The 21,797-nt window shown below is 61.6% G+C and carries 27 protein-coding genes; 12 read left to right on the top strand and 15 right to left on the bottom strand.

What is annotated here, in order from left to right; translation table 11 throughout:
- Positions 1-9 precede the first annotated feature (9 nt).
- A complete protein-coding gene (locus tag ASU23_RS19705; RefSeq protein WP_007726708.1) occupies positions 10-471 on the bottom strand; it encodes a hypothetical protein in 462 nt (153 codons plus the stop codon).
- Positions 472-647: 176 nt separating this feature from the next.
- Here ASU23_RS19705 and ASU23_RS19700 point away from each other — a divergent pair, with 176 nt between their 5' ends.
- Entirely contained in the window at positions 648-1,307 is a 660-nt protein-coding gene (locus ASU23_RS19700; RefSeq protein ID WP_058038556.1) for a response regulator transcription factor, read from the top strand.
- Positions 1,308-1,314: 7 nt separating this feature from the next.
- On the opposite strand, the gene ASU23_RS19695 is transcribed toward ASU23_RS19700, so the two are convergent.
- A complete protein-coding gene (locus ASU23_RS19695) occupies positions 1,315-1,755 on the bottom strand; it encodes a hypothetical protein (protein WP_058038576.1) in 441 nt (146 codons plus the stop codon).
- Between the two features lie 267 nt (positions 1,756-2,022).
- On the opposite strand from ASU23_RS19695, the gene ASU23_RS19690 reads away from it, so the two are divergent.
- From ASU23_RS19690 to ASU23_RS19670, 5 genes are all read left to right on the top strand, one after another.
- The gene (locus tag ASU23_RS19690) at positions 2,023-3,648 is read left to right on the top strand and encodes an NAD(P)/FAD-dependent oxidoreductase (RefSeq protein WP_007726712.1); all 1,626 of its coding nucleotides are present in this window, start codon (positions 2,023-2,025) and stop codon (positions 3,646-3,648) included.
- A complete protein-coding gene (locus tag ASU23_RS19685) occupies positions 3,645-4,442 on the top strand; it encodes a mycofactocin-coupled SDR family oxidoreductase (protein WP_058038555.1) in 798 nt (265 codons plus the stop codon). Before ASU23_RS19690 ends, ASU23_RS19685 begins: the two co-directional genes overlap by 4 nt.
- Before the next feature lie 4 nt (positions 4,443-4,446).
- Entirely contained in the window at positions 4,447-5,277 is an 831-nt protein-coding gene (locus ASU23_RS19680) for a mycofactocin-coupled SDR family oxidoreductase (protein ID WP_007726714.1), read from the top strand.
- Between the two features lie 99 nt (positions 5,278-5,376).
- Positions 5,377-5,679 (top strand): hypothetical protein, encoded by a 303-nt coding sequence (locus tag ASU23_RS19675; RefSeq protein ID WP_042452216.1) that lies wholly within the window; start codon positions 5,377-5,379, stop codon positions 5,677-5,679.
- A complete protein-coding gene (locus ASU23_RS19670) occupies positions 5,676-6,326 on the top strand; it encodes a hypothetical protein (protein ID WP_003944437.1) in 651 nt (216 codons plus the stop codon). The genes ASU23_RS19675 and ASU23_RS19670 overlap by 4 nt, the downstream gene beginning before the upstream one ends.
- 21 nt (positions 6,327-6,347) lie before the next feature.
- Here the strand turns inward: ASU23_RS19670 and ASU23_RS19665 are convergent, their stop codons facing one another.
- On the bottom strand, positions 6,348-7,781 hold the full coding sequence (locus ASU23_RS19665) for an FAD-dependent oxidoreductase (protein ID WP_054187130.1): 1,434 nt from the start codon (positions 7,779-7,781) through the stop codon (positions 6,348-6,350).
- 423 nt (positions 7,782-8,204) lie between these two features.
- Here ASU23_RS19665 and ASU23_RS34925 point away from each other — a divergent pair, with 423 nt between their 5' ends.
- Together ASU23_RS34925 and ASU23_RS19655 are read left to right on the top strand one after the other, a co-directional pair.
- On the top strand, positions 8,205-8,516 hold the full coding sequence (locus tag ASU23_RS34925; RefSeq protein ID WP_228401988.1) for an STAS domain-containing protein: 312 nt from the start codon (positions 8,205-8,207) through the stop codon (positions 8,514-8,516).
- Positions 8,517-8,752: 236 nt separating this feature from the next.
- Positions 8,753-10,024 (top strand): DICT sensory domain-containing protein, encoded by a 1,272-nt coding sequence (locus ASU23_RS19655; protein WP_082661437.1) that lies wholly within the window; start codon positions 8,753-8,755, stop codon positions 10,022-10,024.
- A 57-nt stretch (positions 10,025-10,081) separates the two neighbouring features.
- Here ASU23_RS19655 and ASU23_RS19650 read toward each other — a convergent pair whose 3' ends face one another.
- Both ASU23_RS19650 and ASU23_RS19645 read right to left on the bottom strand, forming a co-directional pair.
- Positions 10,082-10,324, bottom strand: coding sequence for a hypothetical protein (locus tag ASU23_RS19650; protein ID WP_003944403.1), 243 nt, complete (start codon positions 10,322-10,324; stop codon positions 10,082-10,084).
- A gap of 72 nt (positions 10,325-10,396) precedes the next feature.
- Positions 10,397-11,767: a cytochrome P450 gene (locus ASU23_RS19645; protein WP_082661436.1), complete on the bottom strand. Its 1,371-nt coding sequence runs from the start codon at positions 11,765-11,767 to the stop codon at positions 10,397-10,399.
- A 91-nt stretch (positions 11,768-11,858) separates the two neighbouring features.
- On the opposite strand from ASU23_RS19645, the gene ASU23_RS19640 reads away from it, so the two are divergent.
- Positions 11,859-12,479, top strand: a complete 621-nt coding sequence (locus ASU23_RS19640; protein ID WP_054827522.1) for a TetR/AcrR family transcriptional regulator — start codon at positions 11,859-11,861, stop codon at positions 12,477-12,479.
- Here the strand turns inward: ASU23_RS19640 and ASU23_RS19635 are convergent.
- Positions 12,457-13,134, bottom strand: a complete 678-nt coding sequence (locus tag ASU23_RS19635) for an AAA family ATPase (protein WP_058038553.1) — start codon at positions 13,132-13,134, stop codon at positions 12,457-12,459. The genes ASU23_RS19640 and ASU23_RS19635 overlap by 23 nt on opposite strands.
- Complete coding sequence (locus ASU23_RS19630; RefSeq protein WP_037131485.1) at positions 13,131-13,565, bottom strand: nucleotidyltransferase domain-containing protein; 435 nt, start codon at positions 13,563-13,565, stop codon at positions 13,131-13,133. The genes ASU23_RS19635 and ASU23_RS19630 overlap by 4 nt, the downstream gene beginning before the upstream one ends.
- A 92-nt stretch (positions 13,566-13,657) precedes the next feature.
- Here ASU23_RS19630 and ASU23_RS19625 point away from each other — a divergent pair, with 92 nt between their 5' ends.
- On the top strand, positions 13,658-13,858 hold the full coding sequence (locus ASU23_RS19625) for a hypothetical protein (protein ID WP_058038552.1): 201 nt from the start codon (positions 13,658-13,660) through the stop codon (positions 13,856-13,858).
- Positions 13,855-14,340, top strand: coding sequence for a flavodoxin family protein (locus tag ASU23_RS19620; RefSeq protein WP_007726729.1), 486 nt, complete (start codon positions 13,855-13,857; stop codon positions 14,338-14,340). Before ASU23_RS19625 ends, ASU23_RS19620 begins: the two co-directional genes overlap by 4 nt.
- Here the strand turns inward: ASU23_RS19620 and ASU23_RS19615 are convergent.
- The 3 genes from ASU23_RS19615 to ASU23_RS19605 form a co-directional block, all read right to left on the bottom strand.
- Positions 14,313-14,558, bottom strand: a complete 246-nt coding sequence (locus tag ASU23_RS19615) for a hypothetical protein (RefSeq protein WP_003944366.1) — start codon at positions 14,556-14,558, stop codon at positions 14,313-14,315. The two genes, ASU23_RS19620 and ASU23_RS19615, sit on opposite strands and share 28 nt — an antisense overlap.
- Entirely contained in the window at positions 14,558-14,944 is a 387-nt protein-coding gene (locus tag ASU23_RS19610; protein ID WP_003944423.1) for a nuclear transport factor 2 family protein, read from the bottom strand. The genes ASU23_RS19615 and ASU23_RS19610 overlap by 1 nt, the downstream gene beginning before the upstream one ends.
- 112 nt (positions 14,945-15,056) lie before the next feature.
- Positions 15,057-15,557 (bottom strand): flavin reductase family protein, encoded by a 501-nt coding sequence (locus ASU23_RS19605; protein ID WP_007726733.1) that lies wholly within the window; start codon positions 15,555-15,557, stop codon positions 15,057-15,059.
- A 240-nt stretch (positions 15,558-15,797) separates the two neighbouring features.
- Between ASU23_RS19605 and ASU23_RS19600 the strand changes: the two genes are divergently transcribed.
- Positions 15,798-16,499 carry a PadR family transcriptional regulator gene (locus ASU23_RS19600; RefSeq protein ID WP_003944324.1) on the top strand — a complete coding sequence of 234 codons (702 nt, stop codon included), beginning with the start codon at positions 15,798-15,800 and terminating at the stop codon, positions 16,497-16,499.
- Between the two features lies 1 nt (position 16,500).
- Here ASU23_RS19600 and ASU23_RS19595 read toward each other — a convergent pair whose 3' ends face one another.
- The 5 genes from ASU23_RS19595 to ASU23_RS19575 all read right to left on the bottom strand — a co-directional run bounded on the left by ASU23_RS19595 (position 16,501) and on the right by ASU23_RS19575 (position 21,587).
- A complete protein-coding gene (locus ASU23_RS19595; RefSeq protein ID WP_007726735.1) occupies positions 16,501-17,283 on the bottom strand; it encodes an IclR family transcriptional regulator in 783 nt (260 codons plus the stop codon).
- 251 nt (positions 17,284-17,534) lie between these two features.
- Positions 17,535-18,446: a biphenyl-2,3-diol 1,2-dioxygenase gene (gene bphC / locus ASU23_RS19590; protein ID WP_007726736.1), complete on the bottom strand. Its 912-nt coding sequence runs from the start codon at positions 18,444-18,446 to the stop codon at positions 17,535-17,537.
- A 39-nt stretch (positions 18,447-18,485) separates the two neighbouring features.
- Positions 18,486-19,667 (bottom strand): acyl-CoA dehydrogenase family protein, encoded by a 1,182-nt coding sequence (locus ASU23_RS19585; RefSeq protein WP_003944352.1) that lies wholly within the window; start codon positions 19,665-19,667, stop codon positions 18,486-18,488.
- A 51-nt stretch (positions 19,668-19,718) separates the two neighbouring features.
- On the bottom strand, positions 19,719-20,915 hold the full coding sequence (locus ASU23_RS19580; RefSeq protein ID WP_058038551.1) for a Rieske 2Fe-2S domain-containing protein: 1,197 nt from the start codon (positions 20,913-20,915) through the stop codon (positions 19,719-19,721).
- A 126-nt stretch (positions 20,916-21,041) separates the two neighbouring features.
- Positions 21,042-21,587, bottom strand: coding sequence for a hypothetical protein (locus tag ASU23_RS19575; protein WP_007726737.1), 546 nt, complete (start codon positions 21,585-21,587; stop codon positions 21,042-21,044).
- Positions 21,588-21,797: the final 210 nt, after the last annotated feature.

Genomic DNA, 21,797 nt, shown 5'->3' with positions numbered 1-21,797 from the left:
ACGCTTGGTTCAGTTCTGCGTGAAGACGTCGTAGGAGGCGTTCATCGTGGGGTAGCCGGTGGCCATGTAGTCGGTGAGGATGACGTGCGTCGGGTCGCCGATGATGCGAGTCCCGTCGAGGGTGGGGTTGCCGACGTAGTTGTTGGCAGCCATGACCGTCTGGACGCCGTCGGCGACGTTGTAGGTGACGTCGACACCGATACCGCGGGGATCGCTGCTGTAGGCGGTGACGATCTCGGTGGTGTGCGGGGCCAGGTAGGAGCGGGGGCCGTTGATCCACTGTCCGTAGGGGTTGGACGCGCTGTCCAGCAGCATCGGGTTGTCGGTGTTGTTGGTGATGGTCATGGCAACCGTCGGGCCGTCGGTGGGCATGGTGCCGGCGTTGGCGATCGCTGCGGTTCCCAGTGCGGTTCCGCCGACAGCGAGGGCGATTGCGGTGACTGCTACGAAGCGAGTGGTGTTGGTACGCATGATGTCTGCTCCTGGGATGGTGTGTGGTTGCCGTTCTCGGCGATGAATCAATCTTGTCGCGAATGAGTGCTGCAGTATGTCCGCCGACGGGGCCGTGGCGGGGTTGAATCTCTTGTCCCCCGATCGGGGGAGGCGTAAGTGCTCGCATTGCTGGTACGGGCGTGAGAAAGTGAGCAATGCGCGAAGGCACGAAGCCGCTGGCCGGCAAGGTTTCCGTGGTGGTCGGCGACGATCACCCACTGTTCCGTGAGGGCGTGGTTCGGGCTCTGACCGGCAGTGACGGCATCGACGTCCTGGGCGAGGCCGACGACGGCGCAGCAGCGCTCGCAATGATCCGCGAACTACGCCCGCAGGTCGCGCTGCTCGACTTCCGGATGCCGCACCTGGATGGAACTCAGGTCGCCGCCGCAGTCGTTCGAGACGAGCTTCCGACGCGTGTGCTTCTGCTCAGCGCTCACGACGAATCGTCTGTCGTGTACCAGGCCCTGCAAGCCGGTGCTGCCGGATTCCTGCCGAAGGAATCCACTCGCGCCGAGATCGTGAGTGCCGTGCTCGACTGTGCTGCGGGACGAGATGTGTTGCCGCCCAGTATCGCCGCCGGATTGGTAGGAGAGGTTCGGCGTCGTAGTGAACCGTCCGGTCCGACGCTCAGCGCGCGCGAACGTGAGGTTCTCGGATTGATCGCGCAGGGCGCCAGCATCCCGGCCATTGCCTCACAACTCTTTCTTGCGCCCTCCACCGTCAAAACCCACGTGCAGCGCCTCTACGAGAAACTCGGAGTCAACGATCGAGGCGCCGCCGTCGCCGCTGCAATGCGGCAGGGATTGTTGGAGTGAGCAAGCGTCACCGAAGCACGTACGTGACGTTCATGGCCGGGTAACCCGAGGTCATCGTCACCGTGACGTCGTGGCTGTCGGGGGCGTAAGTACCGCCGGCATCCGCCCTGGTCTTCGAGTTGGTGGCACTGAAGACAAACACTCTACCGTCGTCGGAGCGGTACGTGAGCACGATGGGGAAGTCGTTCTGGTTCTTGCTCGTGGCCACAACGTTCACGTTCATGTTGGGGAGGATGTAGTCCGCCGGCGGGACGACCCAGTCGCCGTTCGGATTGGACGCGTGGACCAGATACAGGGCCCCGCGACCCGAATTGCTGATCATCGCCGTCGTGACGGATGTGTCGGTCATCGACTTCACCGTGTTCGCACCGGCGGAGCGGGCAACCAGAGCTGCCATGCTGAGGCCGGAGAAGGAAAGTGCTTCAGGTCGAATTGTGTTGGTGCTCATCATGTTCTCCTCGATTTGTCGGTCTCGGTGACCGTGTGTTTCTGTGATGAGACAACTATGGCCCCGAAATCCCTTCGGGTCTGTCCACCTACGGGTCCGAGTGCTGGACGACATCGCTGTCCCCCGATCGGTGGACACAGCGCTCTCCGCCCACCCAGTGTCATGGGGTGGAGGCTCCGCCCACCCAGCGTCATGGGGTGGGGGCTCCGCCCACCCAGCGGGAGAACCTGTTCCTCTACCATTCAACCCACTCGTAGCGTGGCCACCATGACCGATCCTGACTTCTCCACCGCACCACTCGACGTCGTAGTCATCGGCGCCGGCGTCGCCGGCATGTACGCCATGCACCGACTTCGCGAGCAGGGGCTGCGTGTCCACGGCTTCGAGGCGGGCTCCGGAGTGGGCGGCACGTGGTACTTCAACCGCTACCCGGGCGCACGCTGCGATGTCGAGAGTTTCGACTACTCCTACTCGTTCTCCGAAGAGTTGCAACAGGATTGGGACTGGAGCGAGAAGTACGCCGCGCAACCGGAGATCCTGTCCTACCTCGATCACGTCGCCGATCGCTTCGACCTACGCAGTGGGTTCACTTTCGATACCCGTGTCCTGAGCGCACAGTTCGACGAGGACTCGTCGACGTGGCGAGTGCACACCGACGGTGGTCATGACGTCACCTCGCGGTTCGTGGTGTGCGCCACGGGCAGCCTCTCGACCGCGAACGTTCCGAACATTGCAGGTCGCGAGACTTTCGGCGGTGAGGTCTTCCACACCGGCTTCTGGCCGCACGAGGGCGTCGATTTCACCGGCAAGCGAGTGGGAGTGATCGGCACCGGATCGTCGGGCATCCAGTCCGTTCCGTTGATCGCCGAGCAGGCCGATCACCTCTTCGTGTTCCAGCGGTCCGCGAATTACAGTGTGCCGGCGGGAAACACGCCTCTCGATGACAAACGACGCGCAGAGATCAAGGCCGACTACGCCGAGCGCCGAGCGCTGTCCAAGCGCAGCGGCGGTGGATCACCGTTTGTCTCGGACCCTCGCAGTGCGCTCGAGGTATCCGAGGCCGAGAGAAACGCGGCCTACGAAGAGCGGTGGAAGCTCGGCGGTGTCCTGTTCGCCAAAACCTTCGCCGACCAGACCAGCAACATCGACGCCAACGCGACGGCGGCCGCATTTGCCGAGGCCAAGATCAGATCGGTGGTCGAAGATCAGGCCATCGCCGACCTGCTGATCCCGAACGACCACCCCATCGGGACCAAGCGGATCGTGACGGACACCGACTACTACCAGAGCTACAACCGTGACAACGTGAGCCTGGTCGATCTCAAGAGCGCACCGATCGAGGCAATCGACGAGGCCGGGATCAAGACGACCGACTCGCACTACGAACTCGACGCATTGGTGTTCGCCACCGGTTTCGATGCGATGACCGGGGCACTCGATCGCATCGAGATCCGTGGCCGCAACGGCGAGACCTTGCGAGAGAACTGGCATGCGGGTCCGAGAACCTATCTTGGTTTGGGAGTTCACGGCTTCCCGAACCTGTTCATCGTCACCGGGCCGGGCAGCCCGAGTGTGCTGTCCAACATGATTCTCGCTGCCGAACAGCACGTCGACTGGATCGCCGACGCGATCAACCACCTCGATTCGGCGGGCATCGACACCATCGAGCCGAGTGCCGAAGCCGTGGACAACTGGCTCGAGGAGTGCTCACGCCGGGCGTCGGCAACATTGTTCCCATCCGCGAACTCCTGGTACATGGGAGCCAACATCCCGGGAAAGCCGAGGATATTCATGCCCTTCATCGGAGGCTTCGGTGTCTATTCCGACATCTGTGCAGACGTGGCAGCAGCGGGATACCGAGGCTTCGAGCTGAACAGCGCGGTGCACGCATGAGCCGGCTGGAGGGCAAGCGGGTACTCGTGACGGGTGCTGCCGGAGGAATGGGACGCTCACACTGTGAGCGGCTCGCCGAGGAAGGCGCGTCCGTGATCGCGTTGGATGTCGAACAGGCGCAATCGGGGTTGGCGGAAACCGCTCAGGCAGTGCGTGATCGAGGCGGTGTCGCGGTCACCGGTGTGGCGGATATTCGGGACTTCGACGGTCTGGCCGCCGTCGTGGCCGAGTGCGTTACCGAACTCGGCGGGTTGGACGTCGTGGTCGCGAATGCAGGCGTCTACGACACGCCGGGACCGTCGTGGACCATCGATCCTGCAGTGTGGAACCGCTCGCTGGACGTCAATCTGACCGGCGCGTGGCACACCGTCAAGGCCTGCGTTCCGCACTTCGGCGACGGTGGATCCGTCGTTCTGGTCAGCTCGACAGCGGGAATCAAAGGTATTGCCGGAGCAAGTCATTACAGCGCAGCCAAGCATGCCGTGGTGGGCCTGGCCAGAACGCTGGCCAACGAGTTGGGGGCGCAGAGTATCCGCGTCAACTCCGTGCATCCGGGTTCGGTACGTACCCCGATGATCATCAACGAGCGAGTGTTCGCGAACCTGTGCCCGGACATCGAGAATCCCACCGAAGCAGACGCTGCTGCAGTGCTCAGCGCTCGCAACTTGCTGCCCGTTCCCTGGGTCGATCCGGTGGACGTCAGTAATGCGGTCCTGTTTCTCGCATCCGCGGAGTCCCGCTACATGACCGGCTGTCAGTTGGTTGTCGACGCCGGCCTGACCCAGAAAGTGTGAATTGATGACTTCTCGATTGGAAGGCAAGATCGCGCTGATCACGGGTGCGGCACGAGGAATCGGGCGGGCTCAGGCCGTGCGTTTTGCCGAAGAGGGCGCGGACATCATCGCGGTCGACGTGTGCACTTCGGTGGAAACCACAGTCACGCCGCCCGCGACGGAGGCCGATCTCGATGAGACAGTGGCGCAGATCCGGGCGCTGGGGCGAAAGGTCGAATCTGCGGTAGTGGACGTTCGGGATCTCGAGGCACTACGCAGTGCCGTGGACTCGGCCGTCGGAACGCTCGGTGGTCTCGACATCGTCTGCGCTACAGCTGGTATCACGTCCTCCGACGGGGCCCTGACCATGTCGGAAACGATGTGGCAGACCATGCTGGACGTCAATCTGACCGGCGTGTGGCACACCACGACCGTCGCTGCTCCGCACTTGATCGCGCGGGGCGGGGGATCGATGACACTCACAAGCTCCATCGCCGGACTTCGGGGGCTGGTCGGAGTCGCGCACTACACCGCAGCCAAGCATGGAGTCGTTGGTCTGATGCGTTCGCTGGCAAAGGAACTGGCTCCGCACAACGTACGCGTCAATACGGTCCATCCCACCAACGTCGACACCCTCATGATTCAAAACCCGTTGGTGCGCGGCAAGTTCCGCCCCGATCTCGAGAACCCGACGCGCGAAGAATTTGCTGCCGCAGCGATGACGATGAACATGCTCGCCATTCCGTGGATCGAACCGGTGGACGTAGCGAACGCTGCTCTGTTCCTGTCTTCCGACGAGGCTCGCTACATCACGTCGGTCGCCCTGCCGGTGGATGCAGGAAGTTCGTCCCGCTGAGGTTTCGAACGGCTGAAATCTTGAACAGCTGAGGTTTTGACACGCTGAGTTCCGCCACGGTGTGTAGCGTCGGTTTCACCTAACCGAAAGGCGTACACCGTGGCGGAACGGCGCTATCTGGAAGTCACCGTCGGGATCAACATCGTGATGGTCCTCGACCACCGCACGGTGGAGGTCTTCGACCGCACCGCCGCGAGCACGAGCGAAGTGGCTCGTTGGCATGTCGAACACATTGCGGTGAAGGCGAAACCGTCGAAGTCGGGACTGAAACTCACCATCGGGAACAGACTCGCCGACGACTCGATCGCGGTAGCGGGTCCACGGGCATCGCTGACTGTTCCGCCGGAGAACGAGGCAGCCGTCATCGCGTTCTTCGACGAGGTCAAGGCTGCTCGGGTGTGAATCGGCAGAAGACCTTCGGCGCGGATGATTCGGGTTCTCTAGTCGAGCACGTCGTGCGCTGCCACGAAGATCGGGCAGGACGCACTTTTGTCGGGATCTCGGGAATCGAGGCTTCCGGAAAATCGACGATCGCGGACGAGTTGGCTGCCGGTATCTCGAAGTCGGGCCATGACTTCATCATGATCCATGGGGACGAGTTCTCGACTGCGAAAGCGGTACGGAACAAAGATCCTGACACGGTGCGTGGGTATCTCGAGGATGCGTACGACTATTCGAACCTGAGTAGCCGTGTGATGGTGCCGCTACGGTTGGCCGAAGTTACCGAAATTTCCTACGTCTCGACTGATCCGGAGACAGACGAATCTGTGGTGTCGAAGCCACGAGTCCCGGATCGCGCCATTGTGATCGTCGAGGGAGTGCTGCTTTTTCGCGGACTGATGCGAGATCAGTTCGACCTACGAATCTGGGTTGAAGCAAGCTTCGACGAGTCCTTGCGGCGTGCGAAGGGACGTCCGCGCGATGTGAGCTATTACGGGACGGCCGAGGCGATAGCGTCCCGGTACGAATCCCGGTTTCATCCGGCGCAGAGGATTCATCTGCGTGACGATCGACCACAACTGACCAGCCACGTAATCGTGCGTGGCTAGTCAGTCGAAAGGCCGGCGATATCAAGCTTTACGCGCGGCGGCATGGGCCCCGGCGACACGGCCGAATGCGAAGGCGTCGGCAATGTGGAATCCGCCGTCCTTCGCCGCGCTGTAGGTGGAACTGACCGCGCCCGCGGCGTAGAGGCCAGGAATCGGATTGCGGGCAGTATCGAGTACGCGGGAATGACCGTCGCGGCGCGGCCCACCGCTACTCCATCCCAGCAGTGGCGACCCGGAGACGGCGTAGAACGGAGCGGTAGCCACCGGGGCCAAAGTTTCGGGATTGCGGCCGAACGAATGGTCGATGCCGTCCGCGCACGCCTCGTTGTAGCGTCGCACGCTCGTTTCCACGACTGTTGGGTCCAGTCCGAGTTTCTCGGCGAGTTCGGCGAGCGTGTCCGCCTTTAGGATCCATCCCTTGTCGATCTCGGCTTGATTGTCCGAGCTCCACTCGTACCCTTCGTCGAGAACCCTGTGGCCGACGGGCAGTGCGTCGCGGCCGGGGCTCAGCTGTCCGGCCAACCTCATCGTCTCGTCGAAGACGACGTTCATCGGTTGCACCGGAAAGTGTTGGTAAGAACCCTCTCTGAACACATGACCATGCCGCATTTCGGCTGACTCGTCGGTGAAGCGTCTACCTTCCCGGCTGAGGAACACATAGTTGTGCGCGTTCCACAGTGCGAGGAAGAATCCAGTCGGATTTTCGAGGTCGCCGGGAATTCCCGTAATGGTCATCATGTTGTTCATGTGCCACAGATCGGCGCCCACGGCCTGTGCCATGCGGTGACCGTCGCCGGTTGCCGATGGTGAGCCCCAGATCTTCGGATTCTCCAGACGCAAGTAGTCGCGCACCATCGTCGGATTTGCTTCGAATCCTCCGGTGGCAAGGATGACGCCCCGGCGTGCCTGGATCTGCGAAGTCTTTTCACCCGAACGGATCTCGACTCCGGTCACCGCTCCGGATTCATCCGTCAGCAGTCCGGTGGCTTCGGTGTCGAATAGTGTTGTGACGCCGCGTTCAGCGAGAGCGGAGACGAGGAACCGGTAGAGAAGTTCATTGCCCATCTTCCCTTCGACGGTGTCCATCCCTGCGTAACAAGAACTTCCGTCAAGTTCGGCGAACTCTGCCGCGGAATGGAAATCGCCGGTCATCGCTACAGTTGCACCCAGACTGCGGATCCAGTCGGACAGTCCGTGAGTGTTCTCGGCCCAGGCATCGATGACGTCCTCGGCAACGGGGAACTCCCCGTTCAACGAACGCAGGAAGGTTCGGGCGGCAGCGGGGTCCTGGTTGACGAACCATCCACTGCCGGACAGTCGAGTGTTGCCGCCCGCGGAATCAGGTCCGCTCTTTTCCAGAATCACGACCGATGCGCCGTCGGCGTGCGCTTGGAGCGCTGCGGCCGATCCGGCAGCGCCCGATCCGATGACGAGTACGTCGACAATGTTATCCATGTCACAGAAGGTATTGCGGAATGGTGGTGCGGCGAACCCACCTTCCCGATGAGCGAGAAAGCCAGTGGTCGACGCCGCAGAGACGTCGCCCCGCAGGCACGTCGGGGGCCAGGCGAGGTAGCGGTTCAGTGCGTCGGGGGTGGCGCCAAAAGTGCGATATCGCGCTGTGACGTTTTCGAGACCCTAGCGTTATAGATGTGGTTGTGTCGGCGAAACCTGCCGGTGGCAGAGTTCGTCTGGAACGCAGTGACCGACACGGTTGGTTATCCGACGCACAGTGATTCATCGCTGATTCGGGCGGTGGGGCACGCCGAGTCCAGACAAGAGGCTTTCATGACTACGATCAACGAACGTTCTTCAGCTGCAAATGTTCTCGATCTCTTTGACAGCGCCGGTCGAGAAGGGCATCGGTACAGTATCGACGTGGAAAGCTACACCCCTTCGTATGCGGTACTGAGACTTGCCGGAGAATTGGACATGGGTCAGCGGGTGGAATTGGTGCACGCGCTCGACCGACTTCTCCTGGTCGGAACCGATATTCACGTCGATCTCTCCGGCGTGACCTTCATGTCGTCCGGAGTGGCGAATGCCGTTGTCGATGCTGCGGGGCGTGGCAACAACCGCATTCGCTTGTTTGCCCCGACGCGAGCGGTCTCCATGATCTTTCAGGCTCTCGGCGCCTCCGAACTCATTGCGGGCGTTGCCACGTCGACCGCTGATGCTCTCGGTGCTTGAGCCGGAAACAACTCCCACGAACGATGTGAAGTGAGCAGTGCTCGATACGCGTTGACTTGGTATCTGGTCTGATCTGCGTGTCGATGTGCACTTTGCGGCGCGGGATCAGGTTGTCGTCACCGGGTTGCGCCGAGATTTGCGGTAGTCTCGTTCGGTGTCGAGCAGCCGGCGCTGCCATCGACGCGTCCGGCCGCATGAACGCTTGGTGGTCCCGACTCGTAGTGAAGAGCCACGCCATGGCGTATGACACCAGCAACGGTTCGACATCGTCGAATTCTCCGATCACCCAGTTCTCCGATGTGATTGGTCTGGAAGTAAGCATGCAGTTCGCACCGATACGCCGCCTCGACGACCACGCACTTGCAGGCGCCGAGTTGCAATTGCGTGGGCCTGACAATTCCTCTCTGTGTTCGGCGCATGCCCTTCGTCGCGCCTCGCAATTGATGCAGCAACGCTCGGAATTCGACAGTCACAAACTGGCCATGTCCCGTACTGCACTCGCATGCACCGTCGCGGATCGCCTGCCGTTGCTGGTGGCAGTCGACTCGGCTTCCCGAGCAGCTCTGAACGCTCCTGGTATCGAAGGAGCGACGAGAAATCTGCAACGGATCGTCATCACGGTTGACAGCGCATCGGTGCTTACCGATCCCCACAACTCTCTGGCAGTGATCAGAGAAGCCCGCGCGGGCGGGCGTCTGATTGCACTCGACGGCGTCGGCATCGACAGGCACTCGGCGACACTTCTGTCTTTGGTCGAACCCGACATCATTATCACTTCCGCTGAATTACTCTCCAAGGCGGCATATTTCGAAGTTGGAACGACGGTGCACGCGCTCGGCGCCTACGTCGAGCGATCGAACGCGATTATCCTTGCCGAGGGTGTCGACTCGGAATCGTCCCGTCTTGCCGCAATCACCATCGGAGCCACATACGGAACGGGTGAGTTGTATCCCGCAGTCGACGATCCGAGTTCACTGTTGTCCGAACCGGTCGTCGCGATGCCCGACAGTCCGGTGTGGAGTGATCCCATCCCCGACGTGGGCACTCCCTACTCGATCGTGTCTGCTCACAGCCGGATCCGGCGCGGTACCAAGCGTCTGTTGATCCAACTGAGTAAGTCTCTCGAAGCGCAAGCCGCCACATCGGGTTCCTCGATGCTTGTTCTGGGCACCTTTCAACAAGCCGAGCATTTCACCGCATCCACAACAGCACGGTGGCGTCACCTCGCCGATACCGTAGGGTTTGCCGGTGTCTACGGTGTCGGACTGTCCGTGATGCTCGACGGTAAAGTTCAACACGCACCGCTCGACCCGGGTGATGATCTCGTCAACGAGTGGACGGTCGTCACTCTGGGACCACACCATGCGGCGATGCTGTCGGCGCGAGATCTTCATGACAACGGTCCAGATCTCGAGCGGACCTTCGACTTCGTGCAAACCTACGATCGCACCACCGTCACCCAGGCAGCGCACTCTATTCTTCGTCGTTACCCCAAGACGAATTCGTGAACCCCGTACCGATGTTCTCGACGTTCGCCGCGAGCGCTGCCCGACCGGCGATCGTGGCTAAGGAGTGGCCGGGCGCCGCGCAGCACGTCTCTTTGCTGCAGAGTTGAGTAGATACCTTTCGGCGACCGTGTAGTCCGTGACGGTTGCGCCATCCGGCGCTGTGGTGTGGGTGAGCAGTTCGAGATAGCGGCGACGGAAGACATGGGCGTCGGATTCTGCGAGTAGGAACTCCGCCGCTGAGACGACCTCTGGTTTCGGAGCAGCGCGTGCATGCCGGTTTCGGGCGGGCCGAGTGCTCATGTTTTCCTCTGGATTTCGAAAGCGTCTGTGCCGGTAGTCATGTGCGAGTTGATCCTGACGTCTGTTCGGTCGCTACCGGTCATGAGAAGTCGTGAGTGGTTTCAGATCGATCGGCTGTCCGTCGGAGGGGAACGGCAAGGACATGTAGTTGAGAGGGGCGGTGTAGCCGGGCGCGACCTGCCAATCGAAGCGTGTGAGCAGGTGGTGCATGATCGCTTTGATTTCGACGCCGGCGAAGTGCATGCCGAGGCATTTGTGCACGCCTCCACCGAACGGTTCCCAGGCATACCGGTGCACCTTGTCTTCACGTCGCTGGTCCGCGAAACGTTCGGGATCGAAATGTTCGGGGTCGGGCCAGTACTGCGGCATGTGGTGAGTGAAATGTGGCACCACTGACACGTAGGTCCCAGCGGGTACGAAGTGGTCCTGTATCTGGGTGTCACACACCGCTCGGCGAGCCATGACCGGCACGGGAGCGACGAGTCGGAGGCATTCTTTCATCACCAGGTCCAAGCCTGCGAGTTGGTCGAGTTCGGCATAGCTCGGCGTCGACGTACTCAGTGCGAGTGATTCCGCCCGACATCTGTTCTGCCACTGAGGATTCTGGCCGAGATATTGCATCATTGTCGAGATGGTGATGGTGGAGGTGTCATGTGCGGCCATCAGCAGGAAGATCATGTGATCGATCACCTCGCCGTCGCTGAAGCGCTGTCCGGTGTCTGATTCGATGTGACAGAGAACGGAAAACAGGTCGTCGGTTTCGCGTGAACGGCGCGCAGGTAGGTAGCGGCGGAAGAAGTTTTCGAGGGTTCGGCGCCCGTCGAGGCCGCGCTTCCATCTGGTGCCGGGAACTCGATAACGGATCACCGAGGTTGCAGCTTGCACGCAATCGACGAAAGCTTTTTTCACAGAGTCGATTTCGCTTTCAGTGGTCCCTTCCGCGCCGCCCATGAAGATGTCGGTCGCGAGGTTGAGTGTGAGAGCTTTGAGAGCGGTGTAGGCGCGGAAGCCATCGGACGGAGTCCAGGCGTCGAGCGCGGAGGCGATCGCGGGATTCAGCACGTCCACGGTCTTTTCGAGACGCGATCTCGTGAAGGCTTGTTGCATGATGCGTCGTTGTCGTAGGTGCTCTTCGGAGTCGAGAAGCATCAGACCCCCGTGAAAGAAGGGACCGATGAGCACTGACCACCCGTCGCTGTTGACAAAAGCGCGGTCTTTGTTCTGGAGAACTTCTTGGCATGCGTCGGGCCCGAGGGCTGCGACCCATCGTCTACCGGCCATCGAGAACCACGAGACTTCGCCGTAACGATCCCAGCGTTTTTGCATCAGAGCGAGAGGGTCGCGGATGTATTCGAAAGTTTGCCCTATTCCGGGTAGTCCCGAGTTGCCTGAGATGGGACGCAACTGCGACCGGATGGGTGGAGCGGCCAGGATTTTCGACATCACGTACCTGCCTTCCGTTTGCATCTGACAGTGGCGCCTGTCAGATGGGGGTAGTCTGCGTCACAGTCGCGTCGTCTGTCAAGATCGACTCATGGCTTCTCCCACACCCCGTCGATATGCCGGTCTGAGTGGTGAGCAGCGGGCCGCGCTTCGGCGTGAAAGCTTGCTCGCAGCAGGACTGGACGTGTTTGCGGCCGCGGGCAGGCAGGGTGCCACCATGACCGCCATCTGTGCGCATGCCAAGCTGACAGAGCGATATTTCTACGAGAGTTTCGCCAGCAGGGACGAACTCCTCCAGCAGGTTTTCGACGGAATCGTCGACGAGGTGCGCGTGGCCGGAATGGCTGCACTCCGAACGACCGAGGGGACACGGGAGGAGCGCGTGCGGAGCGCCATTGCTTCGTTCGTCAACATCCTGACGGACGATCCTCGAAAAGGGCGCGTCGCGATGGTCGAGTCGGTGGCTTACGAGCCGCTGCGCACTCACCGGCGCGGAGCGCTGCGTGGGTTCGCGCAGATGGTGGCCGACGAGGCTGCGCTCTTGTACGGCGACCGAGCCTGGCCTCCCCATCAGGGTGAGATCAACGGATTACTGTTCGTGGGCGGCCTGGCCGAATTGGTGACGGCCTGGCTCAACGGCGAAATCGACATCACGCCCGCTGAGATCGTGGATGCCGCAACCTTCCAATTCACATCCACAGCGCACCGATGAAACGCGGGGCCGGCGATGCGGACTGCCAACTCCAGTGGGCGGCATGTGTCGTGATTCGAGGCAGTTTCGGGTCTGAATTGTCGATGACACTGTCCGCGCGGGTCCAGGGCTCTGCAGCCGCGAAGTACAGACGTTGGCCGCCGACATAACGGTTCATCGACGGGTGTTCCGGATCCGCGTTCGTTCCGTCGCGAAGGTTCATTCGCTCGGCGGTGATCTCGAAGGGCACGTCGAGAAAGATCGAATAGTCCCATCGGGAAGCAAATTCGTCCCGATGCAGAAAGAGTCCCTCGACGAGGACTACGGCTCCGTCGGCTGCATGCAAGTACGCGTCGCTGTCCGGTCGTGGTCGGTACTCGCGGTTACCTCCCGGTCTCAGAGGGGCGAGAACATGACGCTCGAGGGCGTCGTAGTCGTAGCTGTCGAGCCAGAAGCCTTCCGGTGACAGCCGACCTCTGCGATGGCGAATCTCCGGCGGATTGAGGAAGTCGTCGACGTGAATCACAATGGCGGGGCGTTCATTCAGCTGTGCTGCAAGACTTTTCGTGAATGTCGTCTTGCCGCTCCCGTCGACGCCGTCGATCGCGACGACGGGAGAGCCGCGCAGCGCGTTTATTTCGGCGGCCAAGGTCTCGAAGACCGTCTTGGTGCTCATCGAGCAGTTCTTCCCGCGCTCGTAGCGACGCGAAGAGGCCCGGTGTCGTACAGGATTCGGTGGCCGTCTTCGAGGACGCGTCGAGTGCCCGCGTCGAGCGGAAGGTCGGCCCAGCTCTCGCTCGCGAAATTCAGTTCGACGAGAAGACCGGACCGTAGGCGGAAGCGTCGTTCTCGGACTGGTCCCCAGTTGGCGGCTCTGATGAATCGCGCGTCGGGGCGGAGCCGGTCGAACCAGTCTTCATTTGCGAGCGCGTTCGCGTCGTCGGCCAGGATCATCAGATCAAGATCACTCGCCATACGCTCCGCGCCGCGCGCGTAGGACCCGACCAGCGCTACAGCTTTGACGTCATCGTGCTCAGCGGCCCATCGTTCGACGTCGACGAGCAGCGCGTTCACCGCACGTCTTCGCCCCTTCAATCGTGCTGACATACCGGCATCATTCCCCATCTCCACCATTGTCCGTAGCTTCGCCGGGACCTCTATCCTGGAACTGTCGGTGACAAGCCATGGGAGGGATGCGTATGTCCAAGGAAGTATCGGCGGGTCTGGCTGTTGGTGCGATGGTTCTTGTTGCAGGCTTGATCTGGACTGGATTTCCCCTCGACATGTATTCGATTGTCGCCGTGATCTTTGCAATGTGCGGTGGATTCATCACTTGGATCTACGTACGCGCAAATGAAGAGAGCACCGGAGGCGCTGCGACGAAAGAAAGAAGTCAATGAAGACGATCATCGTGTGTACCTCTGTCTCCCATGGCAATACGAAGCTGATCGCCGACGTCATCGGAGAAGTTCTCGATGCTCGCGTGGTCGAGCCCGGTGACATCGACGCCGCGCAGCTCGCCGACTACGACCTCGTGGGGTTCGGCTCCGGCATCTACCTACGCTCGTACCACGCAGATTTACGCTCGTTCGTCGAGGCACTCCCCGAAGAACGGCGATCCAAGGCTTTTGTCTTCGCCACCAGTGGTTTTCCTGACAAGGGGATTCATCGCTTCTCGCGTCCACTGGTTCAGTTGCTCGAACAGAAGGGCTTCGATGTGGTCGCAGCCTTCTCGTCCCGTGCGTGGGATACCTATCTCCCGTTCAAGCCGTTCGGCGGTATCCGGAAGGGGCGGCCGAACGCCGACGACCTGGAATCGGCGCGCATGTTCGCCGAAATGCTACGCGGAAGCGTTCAGGACAGCTTGCCCGGCACCGGGTAGCTGCGCAGGCTCATCTCCAGCTCACCGGCGTCGGCAAGGTCGTTGATCGTCTGGCGCAGAGCGCCACACGTCCGTTGAGCGTTGGCACGGCTGTTCACGCGACCCAACTCCGGGCACACTTCCTGCGACTCTTCGAGCCATTGGACGCTGGTGTGCGCTTCGCTGTACTTCTCGACGAGGACGCGATTTCCGCAGTTGCGGCAACTGACCTGACGCATCAGCGTGCAATCAGATCGGCCGGTGACCAGAAGGCGCGCATGCTCGTGATCTTGGCGTCCTCGTCGAAAGTCATGACGTCGATCGGTTCGACCTCGTAGACCTGATCGCCCACCGGTGTGACGACGCGGAAGTGGAAGGCCGCGCTGGATCCGCTCACCCGCAAGGTAAGCAGTTCTGTCTCTTGCGAACCGCCCTCGAGAGCGCCGTAGAACTCGGTGATCGCGGCCTTGCCGACGCGGGGTTCGCTGCCGACCGGGTCTTCGAGCGTCGCGTTCTCGGCGTAGAGGGCGGCGATGTCCGCTGACGATCCGCGAGCCACGGCGTCGAGGTAGGTGGTAACCGTCGCCGTGATCGCGGCCGTGGTGTCTGGTTCGAGAGTGGTCATCGAGTTAGTCCGATCAGTCGAGAAGTTCAGGGTCTGACAACTACTTCGGACGCTATCGGTGCGGGCTCGATTCGGCGCCGGCATCTCCCACGCAGCGGGACAGCCTGAGCACTCAGGCGTCGAAGCGTCCGAACCCGCCGCGGTAGAACAGAAGCGGACCGTCGTGGCGCAGCACGTTCAGATCGGTGATGCGTGCGACGACGATGGTGTGATCACCGGCGTCGTGCTCCTGCTCGACCGTTGCTTCGATGCGGGCGAGCGCGCCGCTCAGCGCCGGAGCACCGTTGCCGGCGGCATCCCACTCGACGCCGAGGAACTTGTCCGTCCCGCCGCGAGCGAACGCCGAACACATGTCCTGCTGATCGTGGGCGAGAACATTGATGCAGAGAGTTCCCGTTTCGCGAAGCTTCGGCCAACTTGTCGACGTCTTCGCCGGGCAGAACGAGAGCAACGGGGGATCAAGCGATACCGAGACCAGGGACTGGCAGGTGAAACCGAGGGGTGAATTTCCGTCGTGAGCGGTGATGACGGTGACGCCGGTGCAGAAATTGCTCATCACGTTGCGAAGTGTGCGTCCGTCCAGAACTGGCGGCTCGGCGTTTTCCACGGTCATGTCGTCTCCTTGTTCAAATCTTTTGTTCAAAACTCTGCAAACAGCTTCAGAAGCAACGATGTGTGGCGCCGCGGCCGTAATCCAGCGGCAGTCCCACTCAATGGCAGCAATGGCTTCTCGGCACGGGTCAGGACCGACCGAGTGGCAGGTGGAGGGGTTTCGAGCAAATTTGATCCCGCTCAGCGGTCCGTTCGGATTCTACGAAACCAGCAAATGACCAGTGATTGTTAGACTTCGGGCATGTCCGAACCTGATGACGTGTCCCGAGGACTTCCCGCTACCAGCTGGGCAGTGCTCGGGATGCTGACGTTCGGGGAGGAGCTGACCGGAAACGATTTGAAGAAGTGGGCTGACTGGAGTGTCGGCTTCTTCTATTGGAGCCCGTCCATCAGCCAGGTGTACGCAGAACTGAAGAAGCTCGAAAGCATCGGGTTCGTGGAGTCCCGGGTCGTCTCCGAACCAGGGGTGCGAGGCAAGCGCCTTTACTCCATTACTCAGTCAGGAACCGACGCCGTCCGGACGTGGTCACGGGAGGCACCGGTGGAAGTTCCGGTGCTCAAGCACGGTGTGATGTTGCGTCTGTGGATGGGACACCTCAACGAGCCCGAGCGACTGAAGGCGCTGGTGGAAGCCCACATCGCCAATGTCGAAGAGCAGATTCGACGCGCGAAACTCCACGCAGATCATGCCGAGAACGAGCCGGCCTGGTCGTTCCCGGTCATGACGTTGCGATGGTCGGAACGGTACTTCCGAGCCGAGATCGAACTTGCTCGCGAACTGCTCGACGACATCGATCGTGCGACCGCCGAGTTCGCGAACGTCGCCGAGCACGACCGACTGGGATCACCGTTGCCCTCGACGCCTGGCAAATGGAAGAACGTCGAGGAGTACGTGTTGGCGCTCGAGCAAGCCGGGCTCACCGGCAACGGTTCGAGTATCTGAGTCAGGCCCCGGCTGCGGTCGGCATGTTGCGCAGCAGATGACGACGTTGCAAAGTCGGAGTGACGCTCAGCGATCCGCCGTCGATGCCTCGCCAAATGGCAGCGGCCGCCATACGGACCGGCGCTGCGCTGACGTGGTCGAGGCGGAGGGCCTTCGACGGCGCGCAGATGGATACCGCGGCGACGGCGCGGCCGATGGGGCCGATCGGTGCCGCAAGACAGCTGAATCCCGGTAGGCCGTTTCCGGATTCGAAGGCCACCCCGGACTCGCGGATTCTGGCGAGGTGGGGCAGTGCGTAGCCCGAGGACTTCGGCGAACCGAACGCGAGCAGTGCCTGACCGATCGCAGTGGTCTCGGCGCGGCGTCGACCACCGACACGCGTCGGCACTGCGGCGGCGAGGCGTCCGCCGATCTTCTCCATGTAGACCACATCGGGCCCGTCGAGGATGCCGAGGTGAACCACGAATCCGGTGACTCGGTAGAGCTCATGGAGAAGGGGCATGGCTGCAGCGTGGAGGCGGTCCTGATGAACCGCGAGCGATCCCAGTTCGACGAGGCGCATACCGAGTTCGTAGTCACGGCCGTCGCGACGCAGCCAACGCATCGAGACAAGACGTTCGAGCATGCGGTGGGCAGACGAGCGGGGAAGGCCCGTGCTCCGAACGACTTGAGCGAGCGTCAACCTGCCGGGACCGTCGAAGGCGTCGAGAACCAGCGAGACGCGATCGAGAATTGCTGTCGGGGCCGAATCGGCGCCTAAAGCATCCACAGCCTGCAGTGTCATCGTGTACCTCACTTCTCTTAGAGCTCCACAACCAGTGAACTGGCTATTTCAATTAGAAATAGTGTCATAGAGTTACGGATTTGTGAAGTGGATCACCGGTCTGTTTTCGGGCGCGTCGCGGGTGGAAACGACGAGGGGGTTTGCGCGAATGCTCGCGCAAACCCCCTCGTCGTTTAACTACTGGCAGGTATTACATCGCCACCGGCAGGTATTGATCGCCACCGGCAGGTATTGATCGCCACCGGCGGGTACTACATAGCTGCCAGTGGTTCGCTTCCGGACCAGTCGTGGCCCCAGTAGCTGTCAGCGGTGATCTCCTCGGAGGAGTACGAGTCCTGATCCACCCTCGCGCCCTCGGTGCCGAACTCGATGTCCCAGCCGCCGGGTGCGCGGACGTAGAAGGAGATCATCTTGTCGTTGGTGTGACGACCCAGGGTCGACGACACGGAGAATCCGTCCTTCATCACGCGGTCGAGTGCCTGGCCGACGGCGTCGAGGGTGTCCACCTCGACCATGATGTGAATCAGGCCGGGTGCGCCGCCGTGCGGTGCCGGGCACAGGGCCAAGCTGTGGTGACGCTCGTTGACGCCCATGAAACGGATTCGCAGCGGCCCGAATTCAGGCGGGGCCGGCAGGCGGAAGGCGCCGCGCGGGTAGAAGCCGAGCACCTCGGTGTAGAAGTCGAAGCTCGCAGCACTGTCCATGACGGGGAGTACGACGTGGCCGAGACCCTGTGAGCCGGTGACGAATCGAGCGCCGAAGGGCGTCACCACGGGGCTGTGGTCGAGGATCGCTCCGTGGAAGACCTCGATGGCTGCTCCGCCGGGATCGGTGAAGGCGATGACCTCTTCGACCCGTCGAGCATCTGCTTCGGCGAGCGAAAGCTGCTCGACCTCGGTGCCGTTCTTTTCGAGTGCTTCTTGAACGCGGCGCAGTGCGGCGTGGTCGGCGACCTCCCAACCGATGTTGACGATCTCGTCGCGCTCACCCTCGACGACGACGATGCGAGCAGCACGCTCGTCGAGTCGTAGGTAGAGCGCGTTCTCGTCCGGCCCACTGCCCTTGGCGAAGCCGAGAACGTCGAAAGCGAAAGTGCGCCAACGTGCCATGTCGTTGGTCGAGATCTTGACGTAGCCAAGTCCCTTGATGTCAGTGCGTGTCATCGTGTCTTTTTCCTGTCGATTTCTTGTGTCGAAGTCTGATCAGATCATCGCCCGCAGCGGACCCTGCGGGTCTGCGCCGAGACGGCTCAGTGATGCGGCGTGGAAAACGGTGCTCGGCACGTGAATTGCGTGATGCTGTCCAGCATGAGCATCGCGCCAGAATCGCTGAAGCGGCTTGTCCATCCGCAATGCGTTGCCACCGCAGCGTGGGTAGACCTGATCGATTGCGTTGACGGCGCGCCAGGCGGCCTGTACCTGAGTCTGACGTCCCTCCGCGCGCTGCTCGAAGGTCACTTCCTTGCCAGCGTCCACTCGATCCCACATGCGGTCGACGTTGGCAAGCAGGGTGTCGCGCGCAGCCCGGATGTCGGCGGTTGCCTGACCGATGGCGAACAAGGTGTACGGGTCGTCCTTGATCGCCGTGCCCTGCGCGTTGATGCGATCGGCTTGGTACTCGTTGGCGTGGAAGAGCATTCCCTCGCAGATGCCAATCGTGGCGGCGGTGATTCCGAGGGGGAAAATGTTCGACCACGGCATGAGGTACAGCGTCTCGGTGCGCCCGTACTTGCGCACTGCCGTGCCGTCGATGACCTCGTCGCAGTCCATGACGCGGTAATCGGGGACATACGCATCCTTGACTACGAGATCCTTGGAGCCGGTGCCGCGAAGTCCCATGACATCCCACGAGTCTTCAATGATCTCGTAGTCGGTGCGCGGAATGATCACATGGAGCATGCGCGGCGGCATCTCCATGTTGCCGTCCTTGTCACACGCCATCGCGCCGAGGAATGCCCAGTCGCAATGGTCGGTACCGGAGGAGAACTGCCAGCGACCGGAGAACTTGTAGCCGCCGTCGGTGGGGATACACATTCCGCCGGGCATGTACGGCGATGCCATCCAGGTGTCGGGATCGGATCCCCAGATCTCCTGCTGCACCTTGGGATCCGCGAACGCGAGTTGCCACGGGTGAACTCCGACGATCCCGTGGACCCAGCCGGCCGACGGGTTCAGTGAAGCCATCCGCATGACGGTTTCGGCGAATTCGCGCGGATGCGCCTCCATGCCGCCATGTTCCTTGGGCTGCAGCATGCGGATGGAACCGATTGCCTTCATCTTCTTGGCGGTGTCGTCGGCCACCCGGCCGATCCGCTCGGCCTCGATGCCTTCGGCGAAGATGTCGTCGGCCATCGCGTTGATCTGTTCGAGCACTTCGTACGTCATGTTGTTCCTTGCATCCAGTCTGGTTGTCTCAGCAGTGTTTTCGACTGCGGATCAGGAGGTTGTCTCGAGTGCCTGGGCGTCGCGTGCGGCAACGTTTTCGGCGACTTCCCGCTTCCAGCTCTCCACTGCGCGGGTGGTGTCGATCTCGAATTCGAAGCGCTTCGTCATGTCTTCCGTGACATTCTCGACGTCGGTGTAGAACTGGTTGTACCAGCGACGCAACTGGTAAACCGGGCCGTCCTCCTCGGAGAGCAGGGGGTTGTCGATCGGAGCTTTGTTCTTCCAGATCTCCACGTCCTGAAGGAATCCCATCTCGACGCCCTCGGTGAACTGCGCGGCCATCGCGGCAGTGGACTCGTCGTCCATACCGGGTAGCTTCTTGACCATCGCGCCGTACTGCAGGACGAACGCATTGTTCGAGATCGGGTAGTGGCAGTTGATCAGGACGGTCTCGATGATCTGCCCGTTGGCTTCGCTCTTGATCCAGTCGATCATGTACGACGGTCCGAAATATGAAGCATCCGAACGGAGCACAGCGTTGGGATCGCCGTAGTTGGTGCCGCTGATGACGTCCTCACGTCCCACCGATTCCATGTACTGGCTCGCGACATGACCTTCGAAGATGTTCTTGAAGTACTTGGGGAACGAGTAGTGAACGTAGAAGAAGTGGGCCATGTCCACGACGTTGTCCACGATTTCGCGGCAATGAGAGCCTTCGATGGTGAGCGTGTTCCAGCTCCAGGCGCTCCACTCATCGCTTCCGAAGCCCTCGATGTCGGGGATCGTGACCTCGGCGGGCGGGGGATTTCCCTGGGGATCGTGCCAGACGAACAGCTGACCGTTCTTCTCGAGAGTGATCCATGCCCGCGTCTTGGCCAGCGGCGGAACGCGTCGTGCGTAGGGGATCGCCGTACATTTTCCGTTACCGCCCCAACGCCAGTCGTGGAACGGGCAGGCGATCGAATCGCCCTTGACGGTTCCGTGAGCAAGGTTGCCACCCATGTGGCGGCAGTATGCGTCGAGAATCTTGATGTCGCCCTTGCTGTCGGCGAAGACGACAAGGCTGGTGCCGAATGCCTCGATCTGGTGGGGCTGACCGTCGCGATAGGTATTGCTCAGTCCGAGGCAGTGCCATCCACGTGCGAACCGTGCGGGAGGCGCTGCCGCTTCGATTTCTCGAATTTCCTCGCCGGCGCCCGTCTGCGTCGGGGTGTCCGTAGTGGTGAGTGGGCCGGTTCCGAGTGCCATGTCTTCCTCCGAGCCGCGTCTTGCGACGCTCCAGTGATGTGATCCGTCTCATACAACGACGAAGCGTCCGCTGGAGATACGGCAGTTCCCGCTGGATGGAACGCCTACTCGGTGACCTGCAGAGATTCAGCTCGCGAGTGTCGCCACATCGTCGATCGCGTAAGTCGCCCAGGCCCGGGCGGTGACGACCCCAGCGGGATCGGTGGCGACCAGAGCTACGTCGGCCACGCTCTCGTGGTCCTTCTCGTACGTCGCGAGCACTGTCACGGAGCAGTGCAGATCTGCTCCCGTGGAAGTCGCGGTGGAACGTCCGCGGAAGCGTCGTAGTGACGCCGAGCCGTAACGACGAGCAGCGAAATCAGCAAGGGCGGCAACGGAATCGGTTCCGGTGCCCGCTGTCGGGACTTCCCGGACGAAGACCTCGGCCACCAGATGTCCGGTCTGGTCGTGGTATTCGGTGATCCGCTCGAGTGTCGAACTCAACGCCCTCACGGATCCGGTGAGCAGTGCGCCGGGATCGGGGCGTCCGAAGAACACGACGTCCTGCTCGACGACGGCCCCGTCGGGTGCCGAGCGCACGGTGCCGTACAACGAGTCGAAATCGGAGAGGAGCGTGGTGGCAGTACGCGGAGCAGTTGCCGTGAAGTGGGCGGTACCGAGGTTGGTAGTCATGACACTCTCCGTTGGACGCGACCGAGACGCTGTCGTCTCGGTGGGTACATCGACGCTAACCACCGCTCTCGCGGGTGACGACGGGCTTCCCGCTGATCGGGAGCATTCTCGGATTCGATCGAAGAGGTGGAACCTGTTCCAGTTTTGTGCAATTCTGGATATCGTATCCGTGACCGGGAGCACATCTCGATGACTGCACGCGCCGAGCAG

The sequence above is a fragment of the Rhodococcus sp. KB6 genome, from assembly GCF_001445685.1.
GTDB lineage: Bacteria > Actinomycetota > Actinomycetes > Mycobacteriales > Mycobacteriaceae > Rhodococcus_F > Rhodococcus_F qingshengii.
Note: the sequence above shows the minus strand (reverse complement) of the source record. Positions and strands in the feature narration are given on the sequence as shown.